Annotated in this window: 23 protein-coding genes; 11 read left to right on the top strand and 12 right to left on the bottom strand. The window is 71.1% G+C overall.

Features of this window, described 5'->3' with window-relative positions:
- Window positions 1–49 precede the first annotated feature (49 nt).
- The 4 genes from AB0J91_RS01905 to AB0J91_RS01890 form a co-directional block, all read right to left on the bottom strand.
- A complete protein-coding gene (locus tag AB0J91_RS01905; protein WP_363863129.1) occupies window positions 50–682 on the bottom strand; it encodes a LysE family translocator in 633 nt (210 codons plus the stop codon).
- Window positions 683–851: 169 nt separating this feature from the next.
- Window positions 852–1,346: a DUF1059 domain-containing protein gene (locus AB0J91_RS01900; RefSeq protein ID WP_363863126.1), complete on the bottom strand. Its 495-nt coding sequence runs from the start codon at window positions 1,344–1,346 to the stop codon at window positions 852–854.
- 13 nt (window positions 1,347–1,359) lie between these two features.
- Window positions 1,360–1,857, bottom strand: coding sequence for a methyltransferase domain-containing protein (locus AB0J91_RS01895; protein WP_363863123.1), 498 nt, complete (start codon window positions 1,855–1,857; stop codon window positions 1,360–1,362).
- Complete coding sequence (locus AB0J91_RS01890; RefSeq protein ID WP_363863120.1) at window positions 1,781–2,836, bottom strand: DMT family transporter; 1,056 nt, start codon at window positions 2,834–2,836, stop codon at window positions 1,781–1,783. Before AB0J91_RS01890 ends, AB0J91_RS01895 begins: the two co-directional genes overlap by 77 nt.
- Before the next feature lie 64 nt (window positions 2,837–2,900).
- On the opposite strand from AB0J91_RS01890, the gene AB0J91_RS01885 reads away from it, so the two are divergent.
- The 4 genes from AB0J91_RS01885 (at window position 2,901) to AB0J91_RS01870 (ending at window position 5,959) form a co-directional block, all read left to right on the top strand.
- Window positions 2,901–3,476, top strand: coding sequence for a TetR/AcrR family transcriptional regulator (locus AB0J91_RS01885; RefSeq protein ID WP_363863117.1), 576 nt, complete (start codon window positions 2,901–2,903; stop codon window positions 3,474–3,476).
- A 125-nt stretch (window positions 3,477–3,601) separates the two neighbouring features.
- The gene (locus AB0J91_RS01880) at window positions 3,602–4,000 is read left to right on the top strand and encodes a hypothetical protein (RefSeq protein WP_363863114.1); all 399 of its coding nucleotides are present in this window, start codon (window positions 3,602–3,604) and stop codon (window positions 3,998–4,000) included.
- A gap of 213 nt (window positions 4,001–4,213) precedes the next feature.
- The gene (locus tag AB0J91_RS01875) at window positions 4,214–5,017 is read left to right on the top strand and encodes a thioesterase family protein (RefSeq protein ID WP_363863111.1); all 804 of its coding nucleotides are present in this window, start codon (window positions 4,214–4,216) and stop codon (window positions 5,015–5,017) included.
- 195 nt (window positions 5,018–5,212) lie between these two features.
- Window positions 5,213–5,959: a D-Ala-D-Ala carboxypeptidase family metallohydrolase gene (locus tag AB0J91_RS01870; RefSeq protein WP_363863108.1), complete on the top strand. Its 747-nt coding sequence runs from the start codon at window positions 5,213–5,215 to the stop codon at window positions 5,957–5,959.
- Between the two features lie 624 nt (window positions 5,960–6,583).
- Here AB0J91_RS01870 and AB0J91_RS01865 read toward each other — a convergent pair.
- Together AB0J91_RS01865 and AB0J91_RS01860 are read right to left on the bottom strand one after the other, a co-directional pair.
- Window positions 6,584–6,799 carry a hypothetical protein gene (locus AB0J91_RS01865; RefSeq protein ID WP_363863105.1) on the bottom strand — a complete coding sequence of 72 codons (216 nt, stop codon included), beginning with the start codon at window positions 6,797–6,799 and terminating at the stop codon, window positions 6,584–6,586.
- Window positions 6,800–6,810: 11 nt separating this feature from the next.
- Window positions 6,811–6,987: a hypothetical protein gene (locus tag AB0J91_RS01860; RefSeq protein WP_363789278.1), complete on the bottom strand. Its 177-nt coding sequence runs from the start codon at window positions 6,985–6,987 to the stop codon at window positions 6,811–6,813.
- A gap of 104 nt (window positions 6,988–7,091) precedes the next feature.
- On the opposite strand from AB0J91_RS01860, the gene AB0J91_RS01855 reads away from it, so the two are divergent.
- From AB0J91_RS01855 to mshB, 3 genes are all read left to right on the top strand, one after another.
- On the top strand, window positions 7,092–7,823 hold the full coding sequence (locus AB0J91_RS01855) for a Clp protease N-terminal domain-containing protein (protein WP_363863102.1): 732 nt from the start codon (window positions 7,092–7,094) through the stop codon (window positions 7,821–7,823).
- Between the two features lie 64 nt (window positions 7,824–7,887).
- Window positions 7,888–8,850, top strand: coding sequence for a DUF3048 domain-containing protein (locus tag AB0J91_RS01850; protein ID WP_363863099.1), 963 nt, complete (start codon window positions 7,888–7,890; stop codon window positions 8,848–8,850).
- Between the two features lie 78 nt (window positions 8,851–8,928).
- On the top strand, window positions 8,929–9,771 hold the full coding sequence (gene mshB, locus AB0J91_RS01845) for an N-acetyl-1-D-myo-inositol-2-amino-2-deoxy-alpha-D-glucopyranoside deacetylase (protein ID WP_363863657.1): 843 nt from the start codon (window positions 8,929–8,931) through the stop codon (window positions 9,769–9,771).
- 199 nt (window positions 9,772–9,970) lie between these two features.
- On the opposite strand, the gene AB0J91_RS01840 is transcribed toward mshB, so the two are convergent.
- Window positions 9,971–10,684, bottom strand: a complete 714-nt coding sequence (locus AB0J91_RS01840; protein WP_363863096.1) for a maleylpyruvate isomerase family mycothiol-dependent enzyme — start codon at window positions 10,682–10,684, stop codon at window positions 9,971–9,973.
- Between the two features lie 203 nt (window positions 10,685–10,887).
- On the opposite strand from AB0J91_RS01840, the gene AB0J91_RS01835 reads away from it, so the two are divergent.
- The 3 genes from AB0J91_RS01835 (at window position 10,888) to AB0J91_RS01825 (ending at window position 14,650) form a co-directional block, all read left to right on the top strand.
- Window positions 10,888–12,459, top strand: a complete 1,572-nt coding sequence (locus tag AB0J91_RS01835; RefSeq protein ID WP_363863093.1) for an alpha/beta hydrolase — start codon at window positions 10,888–10,890, stop codon at window positions 12,457–12,459.
- A gap of 486 nt (window positions 12,460–12,945) precedes the next feature.
- Window positions 12,946–13,527 (top strand): TMEM165/GDT1 family protein, encoded by a 582-nt coding sequence (locus tag AB0J91_RS01830; protein ID WP_363789282.1) that lies wholly within the window; start codon window positions 12,946–12,948, stop codon window positions 13,525–13,527.
- 76 nt (window positions 13,528–13,603) lie between these two features.
- Window positions 13,604–14,650: a saccharopine dehydrogenase NADP-binding domain-containing protein gene (locus AB0J91_RS01825; protein WP_363863090.1), complete on the top strand. Its 1,047-nt coding sequence runs from the start codon at window positions 13,604–13,606 to the stop codon at window positions 14,648–14,650.
- 70 nt (window positions 14,651–14,720) lie between these two features.
- Here AB0J91_RS01825 and AB0J91_RS01820 read toward each other — a convergent pair whose 3' ends face one another.
- Window positions 14,721–15,272 (bottom strand): VOC family protein, encoded by a 552-nt coding sequence (locus tag AB0J91_RS01820; RefSeq protein WP_363863087.1) that lies wholly within the window; start codon window positions 15,270–15,272, stop codon window positions 14,721–14,723.
- Window positions 15,273–15,355: 83 nt separating this feature from the next.
- Here AB0J91_RS01820 and AB0J91_RS01815 point away from each other — a divergent pair, with 83 nt between their 5' ends.
- Window positions 15,356–15,841, top strand: coding sequence for a GNAT family N-acetyltransferase (locus AB0J91_RS01815; protein WP_363863084.1), 486 nt, complete (start codon window positions 15,356–15,358; stop codon window positions 15,839–15,841).
- Window positions 15,842–15,931: 90 nt separating this feature from the next.
- Here the strand turns inward: AB0J91_RS01815 and AB0J91_RS01810 are convergent, their stop codons facing one another.
- The 4 genes from AB0J91_RS01810 to AB0J91_RS01795 are packed head-to-tail and all read right to left on the bottom strand — an operon-like array spanning window position 15,932 to window position 24,136.
- Window positions 15,932–17,143, bottom strand: coding sequence for a TIGR02679 family protein (locus AB0J91_RS01810; protein WP_363863654.1), 1,212 nt, complete (start codon window positions 17,141–17,143; stop codon window positions 15,932–15,934).
- Between the two features lie 35 nt (window positions 17,144–17,178).
- A complete protein-coding gene (locus AB0J91_RS01805; protein WP_363863081.1) occupies window positions 17,179–21,297 on the bottom strand; it encodes a TIGR02680 family protein in 4,119 nt (1,372 codons plus the stop codon).
- Window positions 21,294–22,493, bottom strand: coding sequence for a TIGR02678 family protein (locus tag AB0J91_RS01800; RefSeq protein ID WP_363863078.1), 1,200 nt, complete (start codon window positions 22,491–22,493; stop codon window positions 21,294–21,296). The genes AB0J91_RS01805 and AB0J91_RS01800 overlap by 4 nt, the downstream gene beginning before the upstream one ends.
- Window positions 22,490–24,136 (bottom strand): TIGR02677 family protein, encoded by a 1,647-nt coding sequence (locus AB0J91_RS01795; RefSeq protein WP_363863075.1) that lies wholly within the window; start codon window positions 24,134–24,136, stop codon window positions 22,490–22,492. Before AB0J91_RS01795 ends, AB0J91_RS01800 begins: the two co-directional genes overlap by 4 nt.
- Window positions 24,137–24,147 lie beyond the last annotated feature (11 nt).

The following is a 24,147-nucleotide window of genomic DNA, read 5'->3' as shown; positions in this document are numbered from 1 at the left end:
GCGTCTCGGAGATGAGGACCGGAGCCCGGCGCGAAACTCATCGCTCTCGTCAGTTCTGGATGGCCAGACCCGTGCCGAGGGTGATGAGGGCCGCGGCGGAGGCGCCGGTGATGGTCCGCTGGACCTTCCGGCGCTGCAGCCAGGCCTGGACCTGGGCGAGGACCGCGATCAGCAGGACGTACCAGGCCAGGGAGAGCAGGCAGAACAGCGCGGCGAGCAGGGTGTGCTGCGCCAGCGTCGGCATTCCCGGCAACGTGAACTGCGGGAACAGGGCGAGGTAGAAGGCGGCGACCTTCGGGTTGAGCAGGTTGCTGAGCAGGCCCTGCCGGAACGCGTGACGACTGGGGAGGTTCCGGCGGGCCGGCGCCTCCTCGGCACCTCGCGCCGGTGCGTCCCTGCGGATGAGGCTGATCAGCGCGCGAACGCCCAGGTAGATCAGGTACGCCGCGCCCGCGAGGCGAATGGCGTTGTAGAGCGGTCCGGAGGCTTGCAGCAGTGCGGTCAGGCCCGCGACCGCGGCCGCGGCGAGGATCGTGTTGCCCGTCATGATCCCGGTTGCGGTGGCGATCGCCGCGGATCGTCCGGCGACGGCGGCGTTGCGCAGCAGCAACGCCAGATCGGGTCCGGGAACGATGATCACGGCCAAGCACGCTCCGACGAACGCCGGCAACTGCCCCGACACCCCGCACCTCCTCGTCTCCACCGCCGGTCAGTCGTTGGCGATGAGATCGTCCAACGGACCGCGGTGGTCGGGGGAGGCGGGGTCCCGCGGTCGGCGGCGGCCTCACCGAGCGGGTGCGGCAGACCAACGCGCCCGGCACCCAAGTGGGTGCCAGGCGCGTTCGGTTTGCTCAGAGCGCCTCGGCGCGGACGACGTCGAGGTTGTGGAACGTCGGTTCGCCCTCGCAGAGGTTGCGCATGCGTTCCGAGAGCTCCTCGGTCTCGGGCAAGTGCGAATTGCGGATCGCCTCGTCGTAGGAGGGGAATTCGACCAGCTCGTAGTAGAGGTCCGGTTGTTCGTGGTCTTCGGCGAGCACCGCTCGGGTCGCCGTGCGCTTGCCGCCGGTGCGGTCCTCCCACTCGGTCATCAGCTCGCTGAGCTCCTCGCGCCGGTGGGTCTTGAACTCGATCAGCTGGACGAACTGCATCGCGCTCCGGGACGCCTCGGCCTCGTTCTCGAGCATGCCGCGCACCTGTTCGCGCAGCTCCGGGGTGTCCTCGTGGGCGTGCGCGGACACCGCGTGATCGACGGCCGCGCGCACCACTTCGTCCTCCTCGCCGATGATGGTCAGCGAGCAGTTGATGTCGCTGGGCGTCTTGCGGCAGTCCGCTACTTTCCTCGTCATCGTGGTTCCCTCCTCATCTTGCTCCGCGCAGCCACGCGATTTCGCGCGCGTACTGCGGATCCGGGTGCGTCGCGACGCCCTGCACCAGCGGTGTTCTCGAGCGGGGCCAGGACCAGTCGACGTCGTGCGTGATGAGACCGCCGTGCCGGAGGTGCATGAGGGCGTCGACGTCGAGCCGCGTGGTGGGAGCGGTGTCCAGGAACAGCAGCTGCCCGGTCCGGCGGAGCACTCTGGCGATCTCCCGCGCCGCGAGGGCCGGACGCTTCGCGCTGGTCAGCGCGAAGCGGCAGACCACGACGTCGAAAGCCCTGTCCGGGAACGGGAGGTCCTCCGGTTCGGCGTCGACCGTCTCCGCCTGCAACGGGAGTTCGGCGACTCGGCGATCGCCGGCGCCGACGAGCGCCAGGTGGCTGATGTGCGCGTAAGGGGGCAGATCATCGGTGCGGCCCGCGCCGATGTCGAGAACCCGGCCGGACGCCCGTCGCCCGGCCAGCGCCCGGAACCGCTTCAACGGCCCCGACGTTCGCTCGCTCGACACGCTCGGCAGGAGTTCCGTCATGCACGCAGCATGTGCCCGACCCGACCGAGCGACCAGAGGCTTTGGTCCGGCCCGGCGCGCCGAGGTCGCTGGCGGGGCTCGGGGTCCGGCGGAGGGCGAGGACTCCGATCAGGGCCAGGAGGAAGCCGGGGATGGTGGTGAGCTGGAAGGGCTGATCGAGGGCGAGCGCGCTCCAGGTCGCGGCGACCGCCGGGGTCAGGAACAGCAGGGCGCTGACGGCCAGCGACCCCGATCGGTCCAAGACCAGCAGGTAGCAGCCGTAGCCGCCGACGAAGGGGAGCAGGACCAGGAAGGCGACGGCTGTCCAGAACTCGGGTGTGGCGGGCGGGACGAATCCGCCGCCCGCGGTGGCGACGAGACCGAAGCCCGCCAAGGCGGCGGCGGACTGCACGGTCAGCGAGTCGAGCAGGTCGTAGCCGCTGGGTCGGGGACGGCGGTCGCCGAGCAGCGTCGCGGCCGTGAGGGCGGCCATGCCCCCGACGACCGCCAGCACGCCGAGCACGCCCCCTCCCGCGCCGATGTCGGCGAGGACCACCAGCCCGACACCGGTGACCCCGGCGGCGAGACCGAGAACCCTTCGCGCGCCGAGTGACTCGTGTGCGGCTCTGCTGGTGATCACCGCGACGAGCACGGGTTGCAGCGATGCGATGAGCGCGCTGGTGCCTGCCGGAACTCCGAGCGACGCGCCGTGGAAGACGCCGGAGAGGTAGACGGCCTGGCCGAGCACGCCGAGGACGATCTCGCGGACCAGGAACGCGCGGCCGTACCGGCGGCGTCGCGCGATCGCGATGACCAGCAGGACCGCGGCCGTCACCGCGTAGCGCCAGAACAGGCTGGTGTTGGCGGAGGCGCCGGTGTCGGCCGCCATGCCCGCCCCGACGAAACCGGAACTCCAGAAGACGACGAAGGCGATCGGAAGAAGTGCTCGCATGTCGCCAAGTAACCATACCGGTAGGTATACTCGCAGTGTCCTGTTCTGAGACGGGGGAGTGACGATGGCGAGGACGGCGAATCCGGACACACCCGCGGGGAGGAAGATCCTCGAAGTCGCCGGGGTGCTGTTCTACGAGCGAGGCATCGGCGCGGTCGGGGTCGACCTGATCGCCGATGAGGCGGGCACGACCAAGAAGACCCTCTACGACCGCTTCGGCTCGAAGGACGCCCTGGTCGCGGCCTACCTCAAGCGTCGCGAGCAGCGCTGGGAGGAGTTCCTCGACGAGTGGATGCGCGCTCACCACCCCGAGTCGGGGCTCGACCGGGTGCTGGCCGTGCTCGACGCCGAGGAGGCGTGGTGGGCGGGCAGCAGGCGGGGCTGCGCGTTCGTCAACGCCCACGCCGAGCTCGGCGAGAGCGACCACCCCGGCCGCGAGGTGCTGCGCGAGGGCAAGCGCCGCGCCCGCGCGAAGTTCGTCGCCCTGCTCGCCGAATCCGGGGTTGCCGACGCGGAAACCCTCGGTGCGCGAGTCCACATGGTCTACGAGGGAGCGATGGTCAACCTCACGGTCGGCGGGATGAGCGACGCCTTCGACGAAGCCAGGGAGACGATCCGCGTCCTGGTGGGTGAGAGGTGATGGTGTCCGGGTTCGCGCGGGCGGTTCTGGTCCGAACTGACCGGGCATGACGGACTTCGATCATGGCTGCCTGGTCTGCCGTGTCGGGGTGCCCGCGCTCCGGTGATCGGCCGTTCGGGTGGCGGATGACCGATCTTCCGCGCGCGGACGCCTTCGTCGCGGATGATCAACTCCGCCGCGCCGAACCGGGCACGGCGAGAACCACTGGGGAGAAGAACATGCCGAAGATCAAGCTGACCAGGCTCAAGGCCATCAACAACGAGGACAACGTCGGGTGCGACCACCCGTACCTCAAGCTCGACGGGGACGTCGTGTGGGGTCCGCAGCGGGTGTGCGAGGAGTTCGACATCGAGATCACCGACGTCAACCGCTCCTTCTCGGGGTCCGTCACCGTGGAGCTGTGGGAAGAGGACGACGTCGACGGCGATGACCTGCTGGGCAGGCACAGCCTGAAGAGCGGCAGCGGCTCGGTCGAGTTCACCCGCGACGGCGCCCACTACACGCTGGGCTACGCCATCAACTAGCGGCAGCGCTCGGCGGAATCCGCGCTCCGTCGCGGCTTCCGCCGAGCTCTAGCCCTTCCGGACCTGAGACGACGGGGGGCGGTTCGCGCTGTTCCGGTGCGCTCACGTCAACCTTCCCGGGGTCGTGATTCCGGTCCTGTTCGGGTCTTGCGGCTGCGGTTGGCCCATATCCTGGGGCGGCACGATTTCGCTGAACGGGGGGGGCGCAGTTCGTTGGTCGACACGGTTGGGGTCAGGTCCGGGTACTTCGAGCGCACCGGAGAAGGCCGGTACAAGCCGACCGCGCACGTGGGTGGCGCTTGGCGGGCCGATGAGCAGCACTTCAGCCCTCTCGGCGGCCTCATCGTGCACGCCATCGAGCAGGCTCGGGCGGCCGAGGGGCGTCCGGAACTGCTGATGAGCCGGATCAGCTTCGACATCCTCGGCAAGATCGCGCTGGAGGAGTTCGACGTCCACGTCGAGACCGTCCGGCCCGGCAAGACCATCGAGCTCACCGAGGCCACCGTGGTCATCGGCGGGCGGGCCGTCGTGCGGGCTCGCGCCTGGCTGCTGGCCGCCGTGGACACCGACGTCGTCGCGGGTGGCGCGCCGGACGCGCTGATCCCGCCGGAGCGGTTGGAACCGTGGCCGATGGACTCGGTGTGGTCCGGCGGTTTCATCGAGTCGCTGCACACGCGCGTCGTCGGTCGACCGCAGCCCGGCCGCACCACTGCGTGGGTGTCCGCCGGTCACGACCTCGTCGCGGGTGAGGAGGTCAGCTCGCTCGCCTCCTTCGTCGCGCTGATCGACACCGCCAACGGCATCGCCGTGCGCCAGGAACCCACGAAGTGGATGTTCCCCAACGTCGACCTCACCATCCACCTCCACCGCCAGCCCGGGGGAGACTGGACCGGTCTCGACACCAAGGTCACCTTCGGATCCGACGGACAGGGCTTGACCAGCACGGATCTGCACGACGTCAGCGGCCCGGTGGGTCACGCGGAGCAGATCCTCACCGTGCGTCCCCTGACGACCTGAGCGGCGCCCCGCGCTAGGGGTTGCTGCGGGGTGGGGTGTGGGCCGCCGGTGCCGCGGCGGATCGGCCGTCTGGACGGCGGGATTCGACCGGAACGTGGCTTTTCTGGTGAATTCCTGACAGAACGGAGAGTTCGCCGGTTCCTTCCGGGAGTATCCGCAGCTGCAGATGATCCTTTGCAGCGAGAGGTGTCCCGCATGAAGACCCGATTAGCCGGTGTGACCGCCGCACTCGTGGCCGGTGCCGTCGCATCCTTCGTCGCGCCAGTGGCGGTCTCGGCCCCGGCCACTCCCGCGCCGACTGCCGACGGCTGCTACTCCTGGAGCAAGACGCTCAGCGAGGGCGCCTCCGGCGACGACGTGCGCAACCTGCAGATCAGGGTGGCCGGGTACCCCGGCAACGGCGGAAGCCTCGCCATCGACGGCGTTTTCGGCCCCGGCACCAAGGACGCCGTCGTCCGGTTCCAGCAGGCCTACGGCCTGCCTGCGGACGGCGTCGCCGGCGAGTCGACCTTCGCCAAGATCTACGAGCTGCAGGACGACGACTGCTCGCCGGTCAACTTCGACTACTCCGAGCTCAACACCTGCAACTCCGACTGGTCCGGCGGCAAGCTCTCGGCCGACGAAGCCAAGTCCAACGCGCTGGTGACCATGTGGAAGCTGCAGGCCATGCGGCACGCGATGGGTGACGCGGCGATCCAGGTGAACGGCGGTTTCCGCAGCGTCTCCTGCAACGACTCGGTCGGCGGTGCTCCGAACAGCCGCCACCTCTACGGCGACGCCGCCGACCTCGGTGCGGGATCGCAGGGCTTCTGCGCGTTGGCGCTGCAGGCCCGCGACCACGGCTTCGGCGAGATCCTCGGACCGGGCTATCCCGGCCACGACGACCACGTGCACGTCGCCGGTGGGGCCGACACCTGGTCTGCGCCGGACTGCGGTCTCTGACAATCGCTTTCGCGCTGCGGGCACCCGGGTTCGCCGGGTGCCCGCGCTGCGTCGGTGGGCGAACGGCAGGTGTTCGCGCGATGACGGCGTGGTGTTACGCGGGTGTGGCGGGCATGACGTGTGACGCGACTATCCGCGGTCATCGCTGACAACTCCGCGACATGTCCGACATACTGGTTGAAGCTTCCACGACGTCGTTGGGAGCGTTCCGCGGGAAGCCGGCCACCCGGACAGGTGCGCAACGCCGCTCCCGCCCTCACCACGAATTGCCGACCGCGGTTCGCCGTGCCCGAAAGCGGCGGACCGGTGCACGATCCTGCCTCTTCCGAACCTCCGCTCCTCGTTGTGCGCCGCGGGCGTGGGGAGCGGAGACGCGGGCCGCACCCGCTCCACCGCGCGGCCCGCCCTGACCGGGCGCGGACCGAACCCCCAGTCGGACCCCCGGTCAGCGGAAGCGAGGCGGGACCCTGTTCCCCCGGGGTCCCGACTCGTGAATCCCCCAGTGGGGATTGAGCGGGCCGGACGGAGTGATTCCCCCCAACCTCCGATCCGGCCCGTTCACCTTCTGCGGCTGAACGCGGGGCTCGTCCGGGAGGCGGCTGCGAGGGAGAGCGGTTTCGCCGCTCAGGCAGGGGGTTCGATGCCTCGGATGTAGCCCTTGCCGGTGCACTGGGGGCAGGTGCGCCACTCGGCCATGGTCATGCCGGTCAGCATTTCCTCGGTCGCCTGGATCATGTAGAGGCGCGGATCGCTGATCTTCTTGAGGCCGCCGCAGGTGAAGCACAGGGCGTTGGGCCCGTTGGCCTCGATACCGGCGTCTTCGCCACCCTCGTCCGACATGGGGTGAATCCTCACACGGGCGGCCCGCCGCCCCGCTGTCGGCCCGGGGTTTCCCGGCAGTAGGGGCAGCGCCCCAAGGCCATCACCGTGGACACCTCGCCGGTGTCGAGCGCCAGGAACCGACGGGCCACCTTGATGTTGCCCGTGCCGCTGCAGCCTCGGCATTCCGAGTCCTCTTCCTCGGGCATCCGCGCTCACCTCCGTCGCTCCGACGCTACCGCCGGGCGGTGCGTCCGTCGATTTCGTCAACCGCTGGTTGACGAGTCTGGCAACGTCAACCTATGGTTGACGCATGACGGACAAGCAGCAGATCCCGGGAACCATCCGACTGGACGACCTCATCGAGGGGATCAAGAAGGCCAACGACGACGCGCTCTCCCAGCTGGAAGGGGCGGTGATCGTCGCGGACCACCTCGGTGAGCTCGCCGACCACCTCATCGGCCACTTCGTCGACCAGGCCCGCCGGTCCGGCGCGTCCTGGACCGACATCGGGCACAGCATGGGAGTGTCGAAGCAGGCCGCGCAGAAGCGCTTCGTGGCCAAGGGATCTGACGATCCCGGTCTCGATTCCGGCGCCGGTTTCAGCAGGTTCACCCCACGCGCGCGCAACGTCGTCGTGCTCTCGCAGGAAGCCGCGCACAAGGCCCGCAACGACGAGATCCGGGTGGAACACCTGATCCTCGGCCTGCTCGGCGAGTCGGAAGCCGTGGCGGCCAAGGTGATCCAGTCCCAGGGCGTCGACCTCGACGCCGTCCGCGAGGCCGCCACCGCGGCACTTCCCGACGGCGTCGAGACCATGCCCGCGCTGATCCCCTTCGACGCCTCCGCGAAGAAGGTCCTGGAGCTGACCCTCCGCGAAGCCCTGCGGCTCGGCCACAACTACGTCGGCACCGAGCACATCCTGCTCGCGCTGCTGGAGCACGAGGACGGCGACGGCGTCCTGTCCGGCTTCGGCGTCGACAAGCGGACGTCGGAATCCCGGATCACCGCCATGATCGAGGAGATCGTGCGCCAGCAGCCCTGAAGCTGGGCCGTTCGGCCGCTTGTTCTCCTCCGCCGGCCGGGTGAGGCTACGCGGTGGAGGGGTGATGTGGGTTTTGCGCGTGATCGGCACCTTGGTGTCGGCAGGTCTGCTGGTCGTCGGGGGGCTGGCGCTGCAGCCGACCGAGACCGTGTCGTTGCCGATCGTCGACCCGGTGCCGCAGCCCGCACCTGAACCGCCCCCTCCACCGCCACCGCCGCCCGGACCGCCGGTGCTCGCGGTCAAGATCGACAACGCCCCGCAGGCCCGCCCGCACACCGGAACCGGTGCCGCCGACGTGATCTACGTCGAACCGGTCGAGGCCGGGATCAGCCGCTTGATCGGCATCTTCGCCTCGCGCACGCCGCCGGTGGTCGGTCCGGTGCGCAGCGCGCGGCAGACCGATCTGCGCCTGCTTCCCCAGTTCGGCCGACCCACGCTCGCCTTCTCCGGCGCCGCGCCGGAACTGCTGCCCGAGATCGGGCGATCTTCGGTCAACAACGCCTCGCAGCAGACGATTCCCGGTGCGTTCTACCGGGGTCCGGGGGTGGCTCCGCACAACCTGTTCGCGCGGACCGACCGGCTGCCGCCCGGTGTCGGCTGGTCACCGGCCTCGCCGCTGGTGTTCGGGCCCGCCCCGGCGGCCGGCGGGGTGCCCACCGGGCACGAGGAGATCGTCTACCGCTTCGCGCGCGTCGGGTTCGACTGGGACGGCGGGCGCTGGTTGGTGTCGATGGACGGGCGGCCCTACGTGACCACCGACAGCGGTCGCGGTGCCGCGAGCACCGTTGTGCTGCAAGAGGTCCCGGTGTTCAGCTCCCCGTTCCAGGACGTGTCGGGCAACGTCTCGCCGTTCGCCGAGACCGTCGGCGGCGGGCGGGCCGTGGTGCTGCGCGACGGGCTGAAGTTCAACGCCCACTGGAACCGCCCGGCGCCGGAAGCGGGCACGTCGTTCACCACCGAGGCGGGCGAGCCGATGCAGTTCGCGCCCGGCCAGGTGTGGGTGGTGCTCGTGCCGAAGGCGCCGTGAGCGGGCGACGAACGCCACATCGCCCGCCCTCGTCGGTGTCAGTCGCTACTCTCGGATTACATGAGCGATCGCCGTTTGCTGCTGGTTCACGCCCATCCCGATGACGAGGCCACCGGGACCGGCGCCACCATGGCCCGCTACAGCGCCGAAGGCGCCACCGTCAGCCTCGTGACCTGCACCAGCGGAGAACTGGGCGAGGTCATCGACGACGACCTCGCACACCTGCGCGACAACCCCGGGGCGCTCGGGGAGTACCGGCGCGGCGAGATCGAGCGCGCCCTGATCGAGCTCGGCGACATCCGCCAGCACTGGCTGGGCGGCCCCGGCCGCTTCCACGACAGCGGCATGGCCGGAGAGGACTCCAACAACGCCGAGGGTGCCTTCGCCACCGCGGACCCCGCGGAGGTGACCCGCGCGATGGTGGCGGTGCTGCGCGCCGAGCGCCCGCAGGTGGCCGTCACCTACGACCAGAACGGCGGCTACGGCCACCCCGACCACATCGCCGCCCACAAGGCGCTCATGGGCGCCCTCGGCCCCGCCGCCGACCCGGACTACGAACCTGATCTCGGCGAGGCGTGGGACGTTCCGAAGGTGTACTGGACGGCGATGCCGCGCTCGCTGCTCAAGCGCGCCGTCGAAGAGGGCCTGCTGTCCGAGGACGCGGTCGCCGCCTTCGAACCGAGCACCGTCCCCGACGAGGACCTGACCACGCAGATCGACGGTCGCGAGTTCCACGCCAACAAGCTCGCTGCCCTGCGCACGTACCGCAGCCAGGTCAACATCGACGACGACGGCTTCTTCGCGAAGATGGTCAACGACCCCGAGTTCGGCCGCGAGCACTACGTCCTGGTCAAAGGCGATCGGGGACCGGGCGAGGGGCCCTTCGACTGGGAGACCGATCTGTTCTCCGGCCTCGGCTAGGAGCTGTTGAGGAAGTGCTTTGCGTGGCGGTGCGGGTAGCGGAACCTGAGCGCCTCCGTGGACTCCGTGCGCCGCTCCTTGAGTATGTCGATACGCGGCGTCACGGCGTACTCGCCACGAAGGCCCTCAGAACCCGCGGCGGTGCTAGTGCCTTGGGTGGTGGAAGAGGATGCGGCTCCGCCGCATTCCTGAACCGCTCCTAACCGGCGGCGAGCCGGGACCGGTCGGCGGGTGCGGGGGGCGGTGGCCACGGTCCGAGCTCGGGCAGGTCGCCGGTGGGCAGTCGCTGGGCGGGACGCCCGGCCAGCCACGCCGCCAGATCCTGCGCCCTGCCGGTGATCTCGGTGTCGGCGACCGCGCTGATCTCACCGGCGGCGGACCAGCGGCGCGGGCCGTCGGTCTGCCGCAGCGCGACGCCCGCCGGCAGGCGGGGCAGCAGGAATTCGACGGTGTGGTGGCAGAACTCCTCGGTCCACTCCTGCGGTCCCACGCCCAGGTCCAGGTCCACCAGGTGGATCCACACCTCGCGCCAGCGCATCAGCACGATCTCGGAGAGCTCGCCGTTGCGGAAGCGCACCGGGCGCTCCCAGTCGGCGGGGGAGGCGTGCGACCACACGGCTTCCAGCACGCCGATGTGGCGGTTCAGGCCGTCGTGGTGGGAGAAGGCGTTCCCGCCCGACAGCCCTTCGATGATGGCGTCGCGCTCGGCCTGCCCGCCTTCGTAGGCGTCGACGAGTTCGCCGTTCAGCGCCAGCGAGCAGACCCGCGCGAACGCCCGGGCGTTGTCGGTCAGATGTGCCAGCACGTGCCCGCGGGACCAGCCCGGCAGGAGTGAGGGGGCGGCCACCTGCTCGTCGGTGAGCATGGCGGTGAGGCCGAGCAGCCGCCGGTGGCCCTCTGCAACAGCTTTCAACGGAGGCATCACGCGGCGTGATCCTAGGGGCGGATCACGGATTTGAAACCACCTCGGCTCGATCGGTACCCGAAAGAGGCTACTGGGGCGGTTATCAAACCGTGTTGTCGCGAAACAGGATTCGTGCGTTCTGCGGTGTCGAAGATCCTTTTCGGATTGTTTGATCGGCGAAAGATCAAGCGATCGAGAAGAGGAGGCTGCGCGTGGCGAAGCGACACGTGCGATTACGCAGAACGTTGGCCGTCGCGACGAGTGCGCTGGTCACGGGGACCGCCGTGGTCGCGGGAGCTTCGGTGGCGCAGGCGTCCCCGGTGTCCTGGGGGCCCTGCGATCGGGCCGCGCTCGAAGAAGTTCCGATCACCGAACGGCATCTGTTCAGCTGCGCGAAGTACCCGGTACCGGTTGACCACGCCGATCCGGGAAAGGGAACCGTCGACATCGCCATGATGCGCCGTGCCGCGACCGAGCAAACCGGACGAATCGGCTCGTTGTTCCTCAACCCCGGTGGTCCCGGCGGTGCCGGGTTCGACATGCCGGTCGGCGCCGTGGACCGCTTCGACCCGGCCGTGCTGAAGCGCTTCGACATCATCGGGTTCGACCCGCGCGGCATCGACCGCAGCACCCGGATGCGCTGCTTCGCCAACGGCGAGCAGGCGGAGGAGGTGCTGGGCCGCATGTCGTCGGTGCCGGTCACCGGCGAGCAGATCGGCAGCACCATGGACGCCTACGGCGATTACGGCGACGCCTGCGCGAAGAACGCGGGCGAGCTGCAGCGGCACATGAGCACCGCCGACGTCGCTCGCGACCTGGACCTGATGCGCGCAGGAGTCGGCGACGAGCAGCTCAACTTCGTCGGCTTCTCCTACGGAACGCTGCTCGGCGCGACCTACGTCGCCACGTTCCCGGAGCGCAGCCGCGCGATCGTGCTCGACGGCAACGTCGATCCGGCGCTGCGCACCGCTGACGGCGTGCAGCACGACCGGGAGCGGGCAGGTGGTTTCGAGCTCGCGTTGGACGGTTTCCTCCAGCGCTGCGCCGCCGAGGCGGGCAAGTGCGCGTTCGGCGAAGGTGACGTGCGGGCGAAGTTCGACGAGATCCGCGACGTCCTGCGGCGGGATCCGATCACCATGCCCGACGGCTCGAAGATCACCCTGGACCAGTTCACCGACGGCGTCAGCAGCGCGCTGTACGACCCGGAGCAGTTCCGGCAGCTGGCCAGCGATCTGCAGGCCCTGCACCTGCAGCTGCACCCCGAGGCCGGGCTGATCCCCGACCTGCTGCGGGTGCTGCACCTGCCCTCCGGCAAGCACCGCTTCGACGGTGGCGACGCCGAGGAGTCCTACGTCGACGACTCGTACTTCGCGGTCAACTGCACCGACAAGCCGATCCCGAAGACGCCGGAGCGGGTTCCGGCCATCGCCGCGCAGTGGGAGGCCGAGTCGCCGACCTTCGGCCGCACCCAGGCGTTCAGCGATCTCGTCGGCTGCTCGCAGTGGCCGCCGACCAGCCCCGACGTGCACCGCGGCCCGTGGGAGAACCGGGCGGCCAACCCGGTGCTGCTGTTCGGCAATTCCTACGACCCGGCGACCCGGTACGAGTTCTCCCGGCGGATGGAGAAGGAGCTGGGCAACGCGCGCCTGGTCAGCGTCGACGCCTTCGGGCACTGCATCCTCGGCGACAGCTCCTGCGCCGACAGCCGTGCGGCCGACTACCTGATCAACCTGCGCGTCCCGCAGCCGGGCGAAGTCTGCCAACCGGACCAGCAGCCGTTCTGACCGGTCGTTCCGGGCTGTGGCGGAACCAGACGAGGCCGTCGCTCCGAGGAGAAGGAGCGACGGCCTCGCATTGGTAGGGGTCGATGCGCCGGTCGCCTCTCGGCGATAGGCGCGACGCGGCTCCAGCCGGACGGTATTCCGCGAAGGCGGTTGATGAGGCCCGGGGACGCGGAACGCATCGACCAACGGGTTCAACGGGCCGCGCCGCGGTGTTGTTCCGGACCGAGCGGTGACGCCGCTCTCATCGTTCCGGCGCATTCGAATTTGCGGGACGCCGAAAAGTGCGTTTGGTGAAATGGAAACGGAAATTCCTCCGCGCCCCGCGCTTTTACGATTCCGATGTTGTCGGTAAGGTCATTCTCGATTGAAGGGGAGTAGTCCGCGAATTCGCGGTCGACATGATGGTGCGCCGTTCTCGCACCCGGTCGCGAGCCTTGTGTTCGAGGTGGGCGAGACCTTCGGAATTGCTGGAAGGTGTGTCTCACCATGCTGGGTAGTGTTGCCCTGAGCTCCGCTGCCATTTTCGTGGCCGAACTCGGTGACAAGTCGCAATTGATGGCGATGACGTTCGCCACCCGCTATCGGTGGTGGCAGGTGCTGCTCGGCATCACCGTCGCCACCACTGCCGTGCACGCCATTTCGGTGGCGCTCGGATTCGGCCTCGGCGAACTGCTGCCGACCGAGTGGATCGCGCTGATCGCCGGTATCGCCTTCCTGCTCTTCGCGGCCTGGACGCTGCGCGGCGACCACCTCACCGAGGACGACGAGCGCAGGGCCAACCGGCGGTTCGGTTCCGCGGTGATGGTCGTGACGCTGGCGTTCTTCCTCGCCGAGCTCGGCGACAAGACGATGCTCGCGACCGTGACCCTCGCCACCCACCACGACTGGCTCGGCACCTGGATCGGCTCGACGGTCGGGATGGTGCTGGCCGACGCGCTGGCGATCGGTGTCGGACTGCTGCTCGGACGCCACCTGCCGGAGAAGGCCGTGCGCTACGGCGCCACCGCTCTGTTCGTCATCTTCGGCGGCTGGCTGATCATCGACTCCGTCATCGCGCTGAACGGGTGATCGGGGATACGCCGGGCAACCCGTGACCGCGCGCGGCGGTGTTCGTTAGCGGGGTGAGCACAGCGAAAGGACCGCGATGACCTGGATGATCTACGGGGCGAACGGCTTCACCGGACGACTGGTGGCCGATCTCGCGGTCGAGCGCGGCGAACGCCCGGTGGTCGCCGGCCGCGACCCGGGCGAGGTGGCCGCGTTCGCCGCTCCCCGCGGACTGGAATCGCGGATCTTCGACCTCTCCGAACCGGCCCGGGTCGCCGAGATGCTGCACGACGTCGACGTCGTCGCGCACTGCGCCGGGCCGTTCTCGGCGACCTCGGCGCCGATGGTCGAGGCGTGCCTGCGGTCGGGCACCCACTACCTGGACATCACCGGGGAGATCGACGTCTTCGAGTCGATCTTCGCCCGCGACGCCGAGGCCCGCGACGCCGGTGTGGTGCTGCTGCCCGGCGCCGGATTCGACGTGGTCCCCACCGACTGCCTCGCCGCCATGGTCTCCGCCGAACTCCCCGGCGCCACCAGCCTCGACCTGGCCTTCCAGGCGGGCGGGCGGATCAGCCCCGGCACGCTCAAGAGCGCGCTGGAAGGCGCCGCGCTCGGCGGACGAGCGCGCGTCGACGGCGAACTGCGCACCGTTCCGATGGCGTGGCGGCGCCGCGAGGTGGCGTTCCCGTCCGGACCGCGCCAGGTGACCTCGCTGCCCTGGGGAGACGTGGCGACCGCCTACCGCAGCACCGGCATCGGCACGATCACGACGTTCACGCGGCTGCCGATCCCCGACGTCGGCGACGGGCTCAAGAAGGTCGGCCAGTCGGTGCTGGGATCGCTTCCCGTCCAGCGGGCGGGCAAGGCGGCCATCGGTGCCCTGGTCAAGGGTCCGGGGCGGGCGACCCGCTCGCACAGCTGGGTCGAGGTCTACGCCGAAGCCACCGACGACGCCGGGCGCTCGGTGTCGGCCGCGCTGATCGGGCCGGACACCTACGACATGACCGCCGACTCGGTGCTCCGCGCGGTCAACGCGCTCGCAGCCGAGTCGCCGGCCCCGGGCGCGCACACCCCCTCGACCGCCTTCGGCCGGGACTTCATCCGCCGACTGCACGGAGTCAAGATCATCGAACCGGCTTAGGGCCTGTTCGGGACTTGCGTTGCTCGGCGGTGCGGGTTGAGTCCCACACCTGGAACAGCGGCTGCGCTGCTCAGTGCGAGAGCGGCCTGAGCATGCCGTGGCGGGGTTCCTCGTTGTGCAGGAACTCCAGGTGGGGGCCCTCGCCGGTGGGTGGGCGCAAGGAGGCGAACTCGCCGTGCTCGGCGACGATGTCGTAGTCGAGCTCCTCGGCCCACGCCCTGGCCTGCTCGCGGGGGTCGGTGGTTTCCACCACCACCGCGGCCAGCGGGCCGGTGTACGCGTAGACCTTGCGCGGCTCCAGGACGCACAGCTCGTTGCCCTCGACGTCGGCCATCACGACCCACGGGACCTCGGTGCTCTGCCCGATGTCGGCGAACCGCGCGCCGTGGTTGAACAGGCGTTCCACGAGGTGGGTCTGGTCGCCGTGCGACTCGCTGCGCAGGTCAAGGTGCACGTCGTTCTGCCCGCTCTTGGGCCCGGACGCGGGCACGAACCGCAGCGGAACGCCAGGTCCGTCGGGCCGCACCTCCGCCTCGCCCACCACGGTCCAGCCGAGCACCTCGGCCCACCAGCGCGCCAACCACTCCGGCTCCTGCGCGGCGAACTCCACCACCAACGGCATACCGGGAAAGTACCCGAAACGGACGCCGGCGCCGGGTCGGAAAACGGTTGGCACCCGAGCGGTCGATCGTCGAGGCTGGACGCATGGAGATCAGGGAGGCCGCAGCGGCTGATTGGGACGCGATCTGGCCGTTCATGCGGCGGATCGTGGTTGCAGGGGAGACGTTCTCGTGGGAGCGGGACCTCGACGAGCAGCGGGCTCGGGAGCGGTGGTTCCCGGCCACGCCGTGGCGGACCGTGGTGGCCGTGGAGGAAGGCCGGGTGCTGGGAACGGCGATCTCCGGCCCGAACCGGGAGGGTCCGGGCGCGCACGTGGCGACGGCGAGCTTCATGGTCGACGCGGACGCAGGCGGTCGCGGTGTCGGCCGCGCGCTGGGGCGTCACGTGCTGGGGCGGGCCGAGGCGGACGGGTTCCGGGCGATGCAGTTCAACGCCGTCGTCGAGACCAACACCCGCGCCGTCGAGCTGTGGAAGTCCCTCGGCATGGAGATCGTCGCGACCCTCCCCGAGGCCTTCCACCACCCGGCCCGCGGCTACGTCGGCCTCCACGTCATGTACCGGCGCTTCTGACACCGAACGGGGGAGGAATTCGAATTTCGCGCGAAATTCGAGTCCGAACTTCGGCGTTCGAACTTCGCGCGAAATTCGAATCGGGCCGGGTCAGAGACCGTTCCGCAGGTCGGTGAGGAGGGGCTGCAGGGTCTGCTCCTCTTCGATGGCCCTGGACGTGGTGGACATGAGATCGGCGAGCCGGGGGTCCCACGGGGTGGGGACCGGGCTGCCGATGAGGTTCGGGAGGTCCGTGCGGTCCTGGGCCGCTCGGTCGAGGGCAGCGCGGTAGTCATCGCCGGACATGCGCCAGGGCGTGGCGCCGTGGCGTTGGGCCGTGAGGGCGGCGGCGATGCCCGGCCAGTCGAAGTCGGTGTGCACGTGCAGGACTGCGCCGTCGCCGGACAACCGGTCGAGCAGTTCGCGGGCCGTCGTGGAGGGCAGGCCCGACAGGCAGATCACCGGGTGGCGCACGCCCTCCCGGACGGCCGCTTCCAGGACGCGGGGGTGCTCGCAGACCGCTATGGCCGTCCCGGCCGCGACCAGCCGGGCCGGGGCGGCGTCGAGGTCCAGGTGCGTCAGGTGCGCCGGCAGACCCAGCTCGGTGCGGGCGCGGACCCCCGCCGACCAGGCGTCGTCGCCGGAGACCGGGAGCGCCCAGGTCAGAACCGTCGACGACACGGCGTCGGGAGCGACCCCGCAGCGCTCCCAGAGGGCCCTGCGGTCGCGTTCGTTGCCGGGAGGCTCGATGCCCTGGGCCAGCGCGGCCGCCTTGAGCACGACCCTGCTCAGCGCGGTCCCGTCGTCCAGCGAGTGCGGGAAGCCGGTCCGCCCCGCCAACGCCGCCCGCGAGGTCCAGGAGCGCGGCGGTTCGGTCAGCGACATCGCTGTCAGCACCCGGGCGGCGGCGTGCGTGATGCCGGTCAGCTCGGACTCGGCGATCCGCCCGTACTGCCGCACCCACCGCAACCACGGCACCGCCCAGGACGCGCCCGCGAGCCCGTGCTCGTCGAGCACCGGCAGCAGCTCGTCGGCCGCCTCCGGCGCGGGCTCGGCCACCGCGACCGAACCGTGCAGCGCCTCGATCACCTGGGAGAGCCCGACGCCGAACCGGTTCCGCAGCGCTTCGTCCAGTTTGGACACGCTGATCCGGGTGCCCTCGCCCCACATCGGGCGCCCGTAGAGCTCGCCGACCGCCGCGCGGGTGGCGTCGTCGGGCAGCTCCAGCCGGAACGTCGGCTTCGACCCCGACAGCGCTTCCCGCGCGGCTGCCCACAGGCCCCGCAACTCCGCGACGTCGAGCGCGTCCCGGACCTCGTCCATGCCGGTCACGGCGAAACCTCCGATCGAAATCCCGGTCAGGCGTTCGGACGCTGCAGGTCCGTGCCCGTCCAGGTGGTGTGCGTGGTCGCGATGCCGTGGCCGCTGCGCGGGCGCAGCACGTCGTAGATGTGCATCTTCGGGATCTTCGGCGACACGCCCCAGCCGCTGGGCCAGGTGATCAGCCAGTCCATGTCCAGATCCACCAGCAGGCCCAGCATCCGCGCGATCGTCGGGTCGTCGAGCCGCTCGAACGCCTCGTCCAGCAGCACCAGTCGCAGCGGACCGCGCCCGTCTGAGGCCACGCTGACCGCGTCGTAGAACGCCGCCGCGGCGGCGAACAGCGTCACGTACGAGATCAGCCGGGTCTCGCCGGAGGACAGCTGCCGCAGGCGGCGAACGCGGGGCTTGCTGTCCGGTCCGGTGTCGCGCACCCGCACCGTGAAGGCGAACCACGACCGGTAGTCAAGCGCCCGCGACAGGATCTCCGCGTAGCCACCGGAGGCGCTGTCGCGCTCCGACTCGATGAGATCGGTGAACACCCGGCGCAGCAACGCGTCCTGGTCATCGCTGCGGTTCGCGAACGGCGTGCGCACCAGGTCGATGGCCTGCTTGATGTCGTCGCCCAGAGCCGCCGACGGCTGCCAGTCCAGCTGGACGTGCACGCCCTGGCTGGACCGGGCGCCGTCGAGGACCTCGTTCATGCGGTTGCACAGGTCCTCGGCGATGGTCATCTGCCCGCGCAGCCGCTCCGCCAGGTCGCGGATCAGGTAGTCCGCGAAGATCGACTGGTAGCGCTCGTTGAGATAACCGCGCTGCTCGCCGAGCCGCTCGGAAACCCGGCGCGCGGCCTCGGCGACCGGCTGCGGGCCCTCCTCGCCGGTGACGGTCACGGTGAGCAAGCCGTGCTGGTCGGAGGCGGTGATGTCGTAGTTGCCGCTGAGCGAGTGCTGCAGCGTCTGCAGCCGGTTGAGCACCGTCGATTCCGTCGAGCCCTTGCGGTCGGAGCCGGCCAGCAGTTCGGCGGCCTCCTCCAGCTCGCCGGGCACCTCTTCGGCGACGTCGGCCGCCGTCCACAGACCCGGGATGCCCAGCGCCTGGCGGAAAGCGGTGGTCGCCGACTCGGCGTCCTGCTCGCGCCCGGCCAGCTGCGCCTGCTTGTTCTCCAGCTGCGTTTCCAGCCGGGCCGCGGCCTCGCGCAGGGTGCTGATCCGCTCGCGCTCCTGCGGCAGCTTCTCCCGCAGCTCGGCGCGCTCGCGCTCGAAACCGCTGACCTTGTCGGCGACTTCCTGCGCCGCCCCACCGACCGCCGAGGTCAGCTCCGTGAGACCGCCCGCCTGCTCGGCGTATTCGGCGCACCGGCGCTCGGCCTGCGACTCGGCCTCCATCCGGTCGGCCACGGCGACGTCGTGGTGCAGCGAGATCTCGCGCAGGTCGGCCAGCGTCGGCAGGCAGCGCGACTCGATGGCCTCGCGCAGCCCGTCGATGCCCGAACGCGCCTCCACCGCCGCCCGGTGCGCCGCGTCGAGCGCCTGCGTCTCGGCCGGCAGACCGGCCTCACCGGCGGCGCGGACCAGCTCGGACTGCGACGCCTGCCAGCGCTGCTCGACCTCCAGGTGCTGCTCGCGCAGCTGCACGACCTGGCGCTCGGCGTCCTCCGCGGTCTCGATCGCGGTGGTCAGCTTCGCCTGCGCGGTCAGCAGCTCCCCGTCGTCCGGGAACACCTCCAGGTGCTGCTCCAGCGCGGCGGCGTGCTCACCGGCTTCGCGCTGGCGCCGCTCGGCCTCGCCGATCGCCTCCCGCGACCGGGCCAGCTCGTCCTCCAGCTCGGCGATCCGGCGGGACCGGGCGTCCTCGCGCGCACCGGCACCGACGTACTCCGCGGCGTCCTTGTGCCACGTCCCGCTCAGGACGCCGGCCTTCCAGGACCCGTCGGTGGACACCGACAGTCCCGTCCCACCTCCGGTCGACACCGTCGCCAGCAGCCCGGCGACCCGCTCCCGGGGCACCGGCGAATCCGCCACGGCGGCGGGGGAGAGCAGCGCTGCGAGCGTGCCCCCGCTCGTCGGATCGACCGGAGCGGCAGGAGCCGCCAGCAGGTCGGCCAGGCCGGGCACCTGGCCGTCGGCGGTGACCCAGGCGTTGAGCAGCCCGCTGGACTGCAACGCCGCCTCCAGCCCCGCTCGGTCGGCGTCGCTCAGCGACGGGGCGAAGTCGACGAGCTCGTAGAAGGACCGGCCCTGCGACGGATCGCGCTCGGCCTCGGCCCAAGCGGGCAGCTCCGGGCGGCGCTCGTGACCGGCGCGCAGCTCGGCGAGTTCGCCCTCGCGCACGCGGTTCTCGGCGCGCAGCTCGGTGATCTCCTGCTCCACCGCCGACACCGCGCGCCGCGCCTCGTGCAGCTGCGGGCGCGCCCACTGCCGGGCCTGCTCGCGCGCCTTGCGGCTGGCGGCCCGGTCGTTGATCAGGTCCTCGACGTTCGGTGGTTCCGGGGCCGGCTGCTCGGACGCGGTGGGCCACTCGGTAGCCCACTTGCGGGTCAGCTCCACCCACACCGCGGCGGCGTCGGCGAGCTCCTGCTGCGCCTGGTTGCGGCGGCCCGCGGCCTCGGTCGAGGTCAGCTGCGACTGCCGGGCGTTGCGCTGGAGCTCGGCCACCTGCGCCTGCTCGGCGTCGAGCTCGCGGGCCTGCTGGTGCAGCGCGAGCGTCAGCGCCGCGCGCTCCCGCGCCTCGGTGGCGGCTTGCGCGGAACTTCCCACCACGGCGCGGAACTGGGCCGCCAGCGCGTCGGCGTCCAGCTGCGGCGGCTGGTAGCGGTCCACATCGGTCGGTTCGGCGTCCGGTTCCGGTGAGGTGCGCACCGAATCGGACTCCGAGACCAGCTCAGCGGCCGGAACCGGCGGCGGCTGCGGCACGCCCGACCCGCCGAGCCCAGCGGTGCCCAGCTGCTGCCCGGCGCGGGTCGCGGCCTGCCCGGCGGCCTCGGCGTCACCGGCGAGCCGACGCAGCACGCCCAGCACCGACTCCGCCGAGCGGGTCTCCTGCGCCCGGTGCCGGGTCGCCGTGTCGAGCGCGGAAACCGCTGCGGCGCGCGAGCTCTCGACCAGCTTCTCGCGGTCGCGCAGGTTCTGCAGCTCCGAGTAGGCCGGGTGCGAGCGCAGCGCGTCGATGCTCGACTCCAGCTCGCTCTCGCGCTGCTCCAGCTCGGCGATGGTGCGCTGCGCGGTCTCCCGGTCCTCGCGCTTGCCGGTGAACTGCTTGTCCAGGCTCGCGAGATCCTTGCGCAGCGAGGCCAGCTTCTGCTGCGCGGTGCGCATGGCCTCCGCGCGGTCGCGCAGCGCGCCGAACGCGTAACCGGAGTAGGTCGACAGGAACGCCGTCAGCGCCTTGTCCGCGCCGGTGAGCCGGACGATGTTCTCCCGGATCGACTCCAGGTCGTCGAACGAGGTAGCCAGCCGCTCGATCAAGCCCGCGTCCAGCGGCGGCAGCGCGTCGGACAGGATCTGCTCCAGCTGCCCTTCCAGCACCTTCAGACCCACGTCGGGGTTGCGCAGCGTGCGCTGCAGGTGCAGCAGGTCCCCGTAGCGCGCGGCGGGCACGCCGTAGACCGTGGCGGCCACCTTCGCGCGGAACGACTGGTCGTCGAGCACGCAGTCCGCGCCCAGCAGCTCACGCAGCTGAGCGGCACCCAGCGGCACCCGGTCCGCGCCCACCAGGTGCAGGTTGATGCCGACCCGGCGGCTGGTGATGAACCGCCACGAGTCGCTGATCGACTGCGAGGTCTTCGACGCCTTCACGCCGAGCCCGCAGGTGAGGAATTCCTCGCCGCCCTCGGGGGTTTCGCGGCGCAGCTCGATCCAGGCGTAGCCGATGCGGTTCGGCCCGCCCGGGTACTCGTCGAGCATCAGCCGCCGGATGCTGACCGTGTCGAACCCCTTGGAACCCAGCTGCCGCAGGTCGCCGTCCAGGCACAGCGGCAGCAGCAGCTCCAGGGTCCGGGACTTGCCGGAACCGTTGGTGCCCTGGAAGATCGCGCGCCCGCCGTCGAGGTCGAACGTCGTCTCGGCGTACTGCCAGATGTTGACGATCCCGCCGCGGTGCAGCCGCCACCGGTTGGCGGTCTCCGCAACGGCCGCTTCGGTGTTGTGTGCGCTCAACGGGCCGCCTCTTCCATCTCGTCGAACAATGACCAGCCCGGTGCCTCGGGCGCGGGTGGTTCGGATTCGCGTTGCTGCTGCGCCGGCGTCGCGTCCGGCTGCGGGAGCCAGCGGTGCGCCGCTGGGCTGAGCAGCCACGATCCCTCCGACTCGCGCAGCAGGCCGAGCTTGCCCAGCAGGTCGATGACCGCGCGCACCAGGTCCTGGTGGTCCTCGGTGGCGGCCCGCGACCACGCCGACGGGTACGCGTCGACCAGGTCCCCGCACACGTCGGCGAAGTCCTGCCAGCTCACCGGATGCCTGCCCGCCGAGTCCGGCTCGCCCCGGTCCAGCAGCTCCGGCAGCGCCAGCAGCGCGATGCGCGCCACCGTGCCGGGGCCGGGAAAGGCGAGGTCGGTGAGGTAGTCCTCGGGATCGCACACCACCACGCCCTCGGCGCGGGCCTCGCCGACCAGGCCGAAGAACCGCTCCAGCAGGCGGGATTCGTTGATGACGTGCTCGCGCAGCCAGGTCGCCTGCTCCGGCGGCAGGTCCGCGTAGAGCACCACCGGGTCCTCGATCAGCTTGCGCCGCACCGCGTGCTCGGTCCGCCGCGGGCCCGCCGCCGACGCCAGCTCCACCAGCTGCTGCGGCCCGCTCGCCTCCGCCAGCGGGCCGGCGACCAGCTGGCCGAGCATGTCGGTGTCGATGGTGATCAGCGCCTCGGCGGTGGACTCGGCGGTCACCGAGCCCTCGGTCTCGGTGATCACGCCCAGCGCGACCAGGTGCCGCAGCGCGGCGGTCAGCGCTCGTCGGTCGGCCGGGTCGTCGGCGACCTCGATGCCGGCCTCGGACGCCGCCGCGCGCACGTCGCTGACCAGCCGCGACAGCAGCACCTGGCGGCCGATGCCGGTCAGCGCGGCCAGGGTGAGCGCGAAGTAGGCGTAGCCGCGCGGGGTCAGCGACTCCACCCCGCGCCCGGCGTCCTCGCCCGGACCCGACTTGTACAGCCGCGCGAAGCGCCGCTCCACCACCAGCCGGTAGCCCAGCAGCCCGGAGAAGACGTCCTGCAGCGCGGTCCGCTGACGGTAGATCATCGGCAGCAGGTCGCCGTCCGGCCCTTCGGCCCGCAGCAGCGGTCTGCGCAGCAGCACTCGGGCGCAGCGCACCACGTTCGCCGCGTCGATGTCGGGGAGCTCTTCGAACGTCGAGATCATCGGGCGGCTCCTCGGGCAGGCGCCTCGGAATCGGGCAATCCGCCGTCACCGGCCAGTTCCAGGACCGTGTCGCGCAGCGTCAACTCGCCTGCCGCGCTGCTGATCCGGGTGTCCTGGCCGGCTTCGGGGCGGATGGTCACGCGCAGCCGGTGCACCGGGTCCAGCGCCGAGCCCTTGTCGTCGGAGCCGTCGCGCTGCGCCATCGCCAGCGTCAGCAGCTCGCACAGCACGCCCAGCGCGTCCGGTGACAGCGTGCGCCGGCCGACGTCGGCACCGGCCTCGGCGAGCTCGGCCACCGCCGCGCTGCGCCGCTGATCGGCCTGGCGGGCCTGCTGCAGCAGGGTCTCCTCGGTCATCGGGTCGTCGAGCACCCGCGAGGTGCGGCCGCGTGCCCCGCGATCGCCCCGGCTGCGGACGCTGACCGTCACGTCCTGCACCGGGCCGTCGCGCCACGGCACCTTGTCGTTGTCGGAGTCGTAGTCCGGCGCGGGTTGCAGGTGCCGCGCGGAGTGCAGGCCGAAGGCCGCCGCGTAGAGCCGGTGCGAGGTGCTCTCGTCGGCGCGGTCGAACCACTTCGCCAGCTTCAGCAGCTCGCCGCGCCTGCCGGGGACCAGGCCGCCGCCGGAGGTGGCGCGCTTGACGCTGGCCAGCAGCGAACCGATGGCGCGCGCGGTCGCCTCGCGCAGCGCGGCGACCTGGCTGGGGCGGCCGGGCGCGTCGACGAACCAGTCCGTCAGCTCCTGCCAGTCGGCCGGGGTGCGCCCGCGCGCCCGCTCGACGTCGGTGCCCAGCTGGTCGGCCGGGCCGAGCAGCCGCAGCAGCTCGCCGCGCACCCCGGTCAGACCGGCCAGCGAACCGGCGATGGTCTCGGTGTGCCGCAGCACGTCCTCCACGACCATCTGGATGTACTCGACCAGCAGGTTCCGGAACCCGGAGATCTCGTCGGGTGCCAGCTGGTGGCGGGTGACGACCTGGCCCAGGTAGGCGTAGAAGTCGCGGACCGTGGCGGCGAGTTCGGCGTGCTGCAGGAACACCGTGGTGACCTGCTCCGCCAGCCGCTCGCGGGCCTGGCGCGCGGGTTTGGTGCTCGGGTCGTGGCGCTCGGCGGCCAGCGCGTCCGACAGGGCCTTGCCGATGCCGGCCAGACCCCGGTCGATCGCGGGCAGCAGCTCGCGGGAGACCTCGCGGGCGCCTTCGGGCACCCGCAGCAGCGCGTCGACGTCCCGCTGGACGCGGACGGCGAGCTTGCTGACCTGGTACCGAACGCTGCCGTGCTGGAACTCGGCGATGCTGGAGGCGATCGTCTCCCGGCGGCCGACGACCAGGTTGCCCCACTTGACGAGCTGCTTGAGCCGGTCGATCACGGTGTCCACATCGGACTCCCCGGCGGCGACCCGGCCCTCGCGCTCGGCCGCGGCCAGCGCGGCGGCGACCTCACCGGCCGACAGGTCCGCCAGCAGCGTCGAGGTGAACAGCCGCATGATCGCCAGGTAGGTGCGGTGCTCCGGGGCCTGCAAGTAGACGAACAGCTGCAGGCGCTGGGCGTCGTCCAGCGGCGTCTCGGCAGCAGGCTGCGGCACGTCGGTCGCGTTTCCCGCGACACCGGCGCGCAGCACGTCGGCTTCGTGATCAGGGGCCGTCACGGTCCGCCACG

It is taken from the genome of Saccharopolyspora sp. NPDC049357 (assembly GCF_040677225.1).
GTDB lineage: Bacteria > Actinomycetota > Actinomycetes > Mycobacteriales > Pseudonocardiaceae > Saccharopolyspora.
The sequence above is the reverse complement of the archived record's forward strand: the minus strand, read 5'-3'. Positions and strand labels throughout refer to the sequence as shown.

Excerpts from the sequence above, each read along its gene's own strand:
- AB0J91_RS01830 (WP_363789282.1), top strand. The coding sequence starts at position 12,946 with ATGCTGGGTAGTGTTGCCCTGAGCTCCGCTGCCATTTTCGTGGCCGAA.
- AB0J91_RS01820 (WP_363863087.1), bottom strand. The coding sequence starts at position 15,272 with ATGCCGTTGGTGGTGGAGTTCGCCGCGCAGGAGCCGGAGTGGTTGGCG.
- AB0J91_RS01815 (WP_363863084.1), top strand. The coding sequence starts at position 15,356 with ATGGAGATCAGGGAGGCCGCAGCGGCTGATTGGGACGCGATCTGGCCG.
- AB0J91_RS01865 (WP_363863105.1), bottom strand. The coding sequence starts at position 6,799 with ATGTCGGACGAGGGTGGCGAAGACGCCGGTATCGAGGCCAACGGGCCC.
- AB0J91_RS01890 (WP_363863120.1), bottom strand. The coding sequence starts at position 2,836 with ATGCGAGCACTTCTTCCGATCGCCTTCGTCGTCTTCTGGAGTTCCGGT.
- AB0J91_RS01870 (WP_363863108.1), top strand. The coding sequence starts at position 5,213 with ATGAAGACCCGATTAGCCGGTGTGACCGCCGCACTCGTGGCCGGTGCC.
- AB0J91_RS01825 (WP_363863090.1), top strand. The coding sequence starts at position 13,604 with ATGACCTGGATGATCTACGGGGCGAACGGCTTCACCGGACGACTGGTG.
- AB0J91_RS01855 (WP_363863102.1), top strand. The coding sequence starts at position 7,092 with ATGACGGACAAGCAGCAGATCCCGGGAACCATCCGACTGGACGACCTC.
- AB0J91_RS01850 (WP_363863099.1), top strand. The coding sequence starts at position 7,888 with ATGTGGGTTTTGCGCGTGATCGGCACCTTGGTGTCGGCAGGTCTGCTG.
- AB0J91_RS01880 (WP_363863114.1), top strand. The coding sequence starts at position 3,602 with ATGACCGATCTTCCGCGCGCGGACGCCTTCGTCGCGGATGATCAACTC.
- AB0J91_RS01810 (WP_363863654.1), bottom strand. The coding sequence starts at position 17,143 with ATGGACGAGGTCCGGGACGCGCTCGACGTCGCGGAGTTGCGGGGCCTG.
- AB0J91_RS01900 (WP_363863126.1), bottom strand. The coding sequence starts at position 1,346 with ATGACGAGGAAAGTAGCGGACTGCCGCAAGACGCCCAGCGACATCAAC.
- AB0J91_RS01860 (WP_363789278.1), bottom strand. The coding sequence starts at position 6,987 with ATGCCCGAGGAAGAGGACTCGGAATGCCGAGGCTGCAGCGGCACGGGC.
- AB0J91_RS01800 (WP_363863078.1), bottom strand. The coding sequence starts at position 22,493 with ATGATCTCGACGTTCGAAGAGCTCCCCGACATCGACGCGGCGAACGTG.
- AB0J91_RS01885 (WP_363863117.1), top strand. The coding sequence starts at position 2,901 with ATGGCGAGGACGGCGAATCCGGACACACCCGCGGGGAGGAAGATCCTC.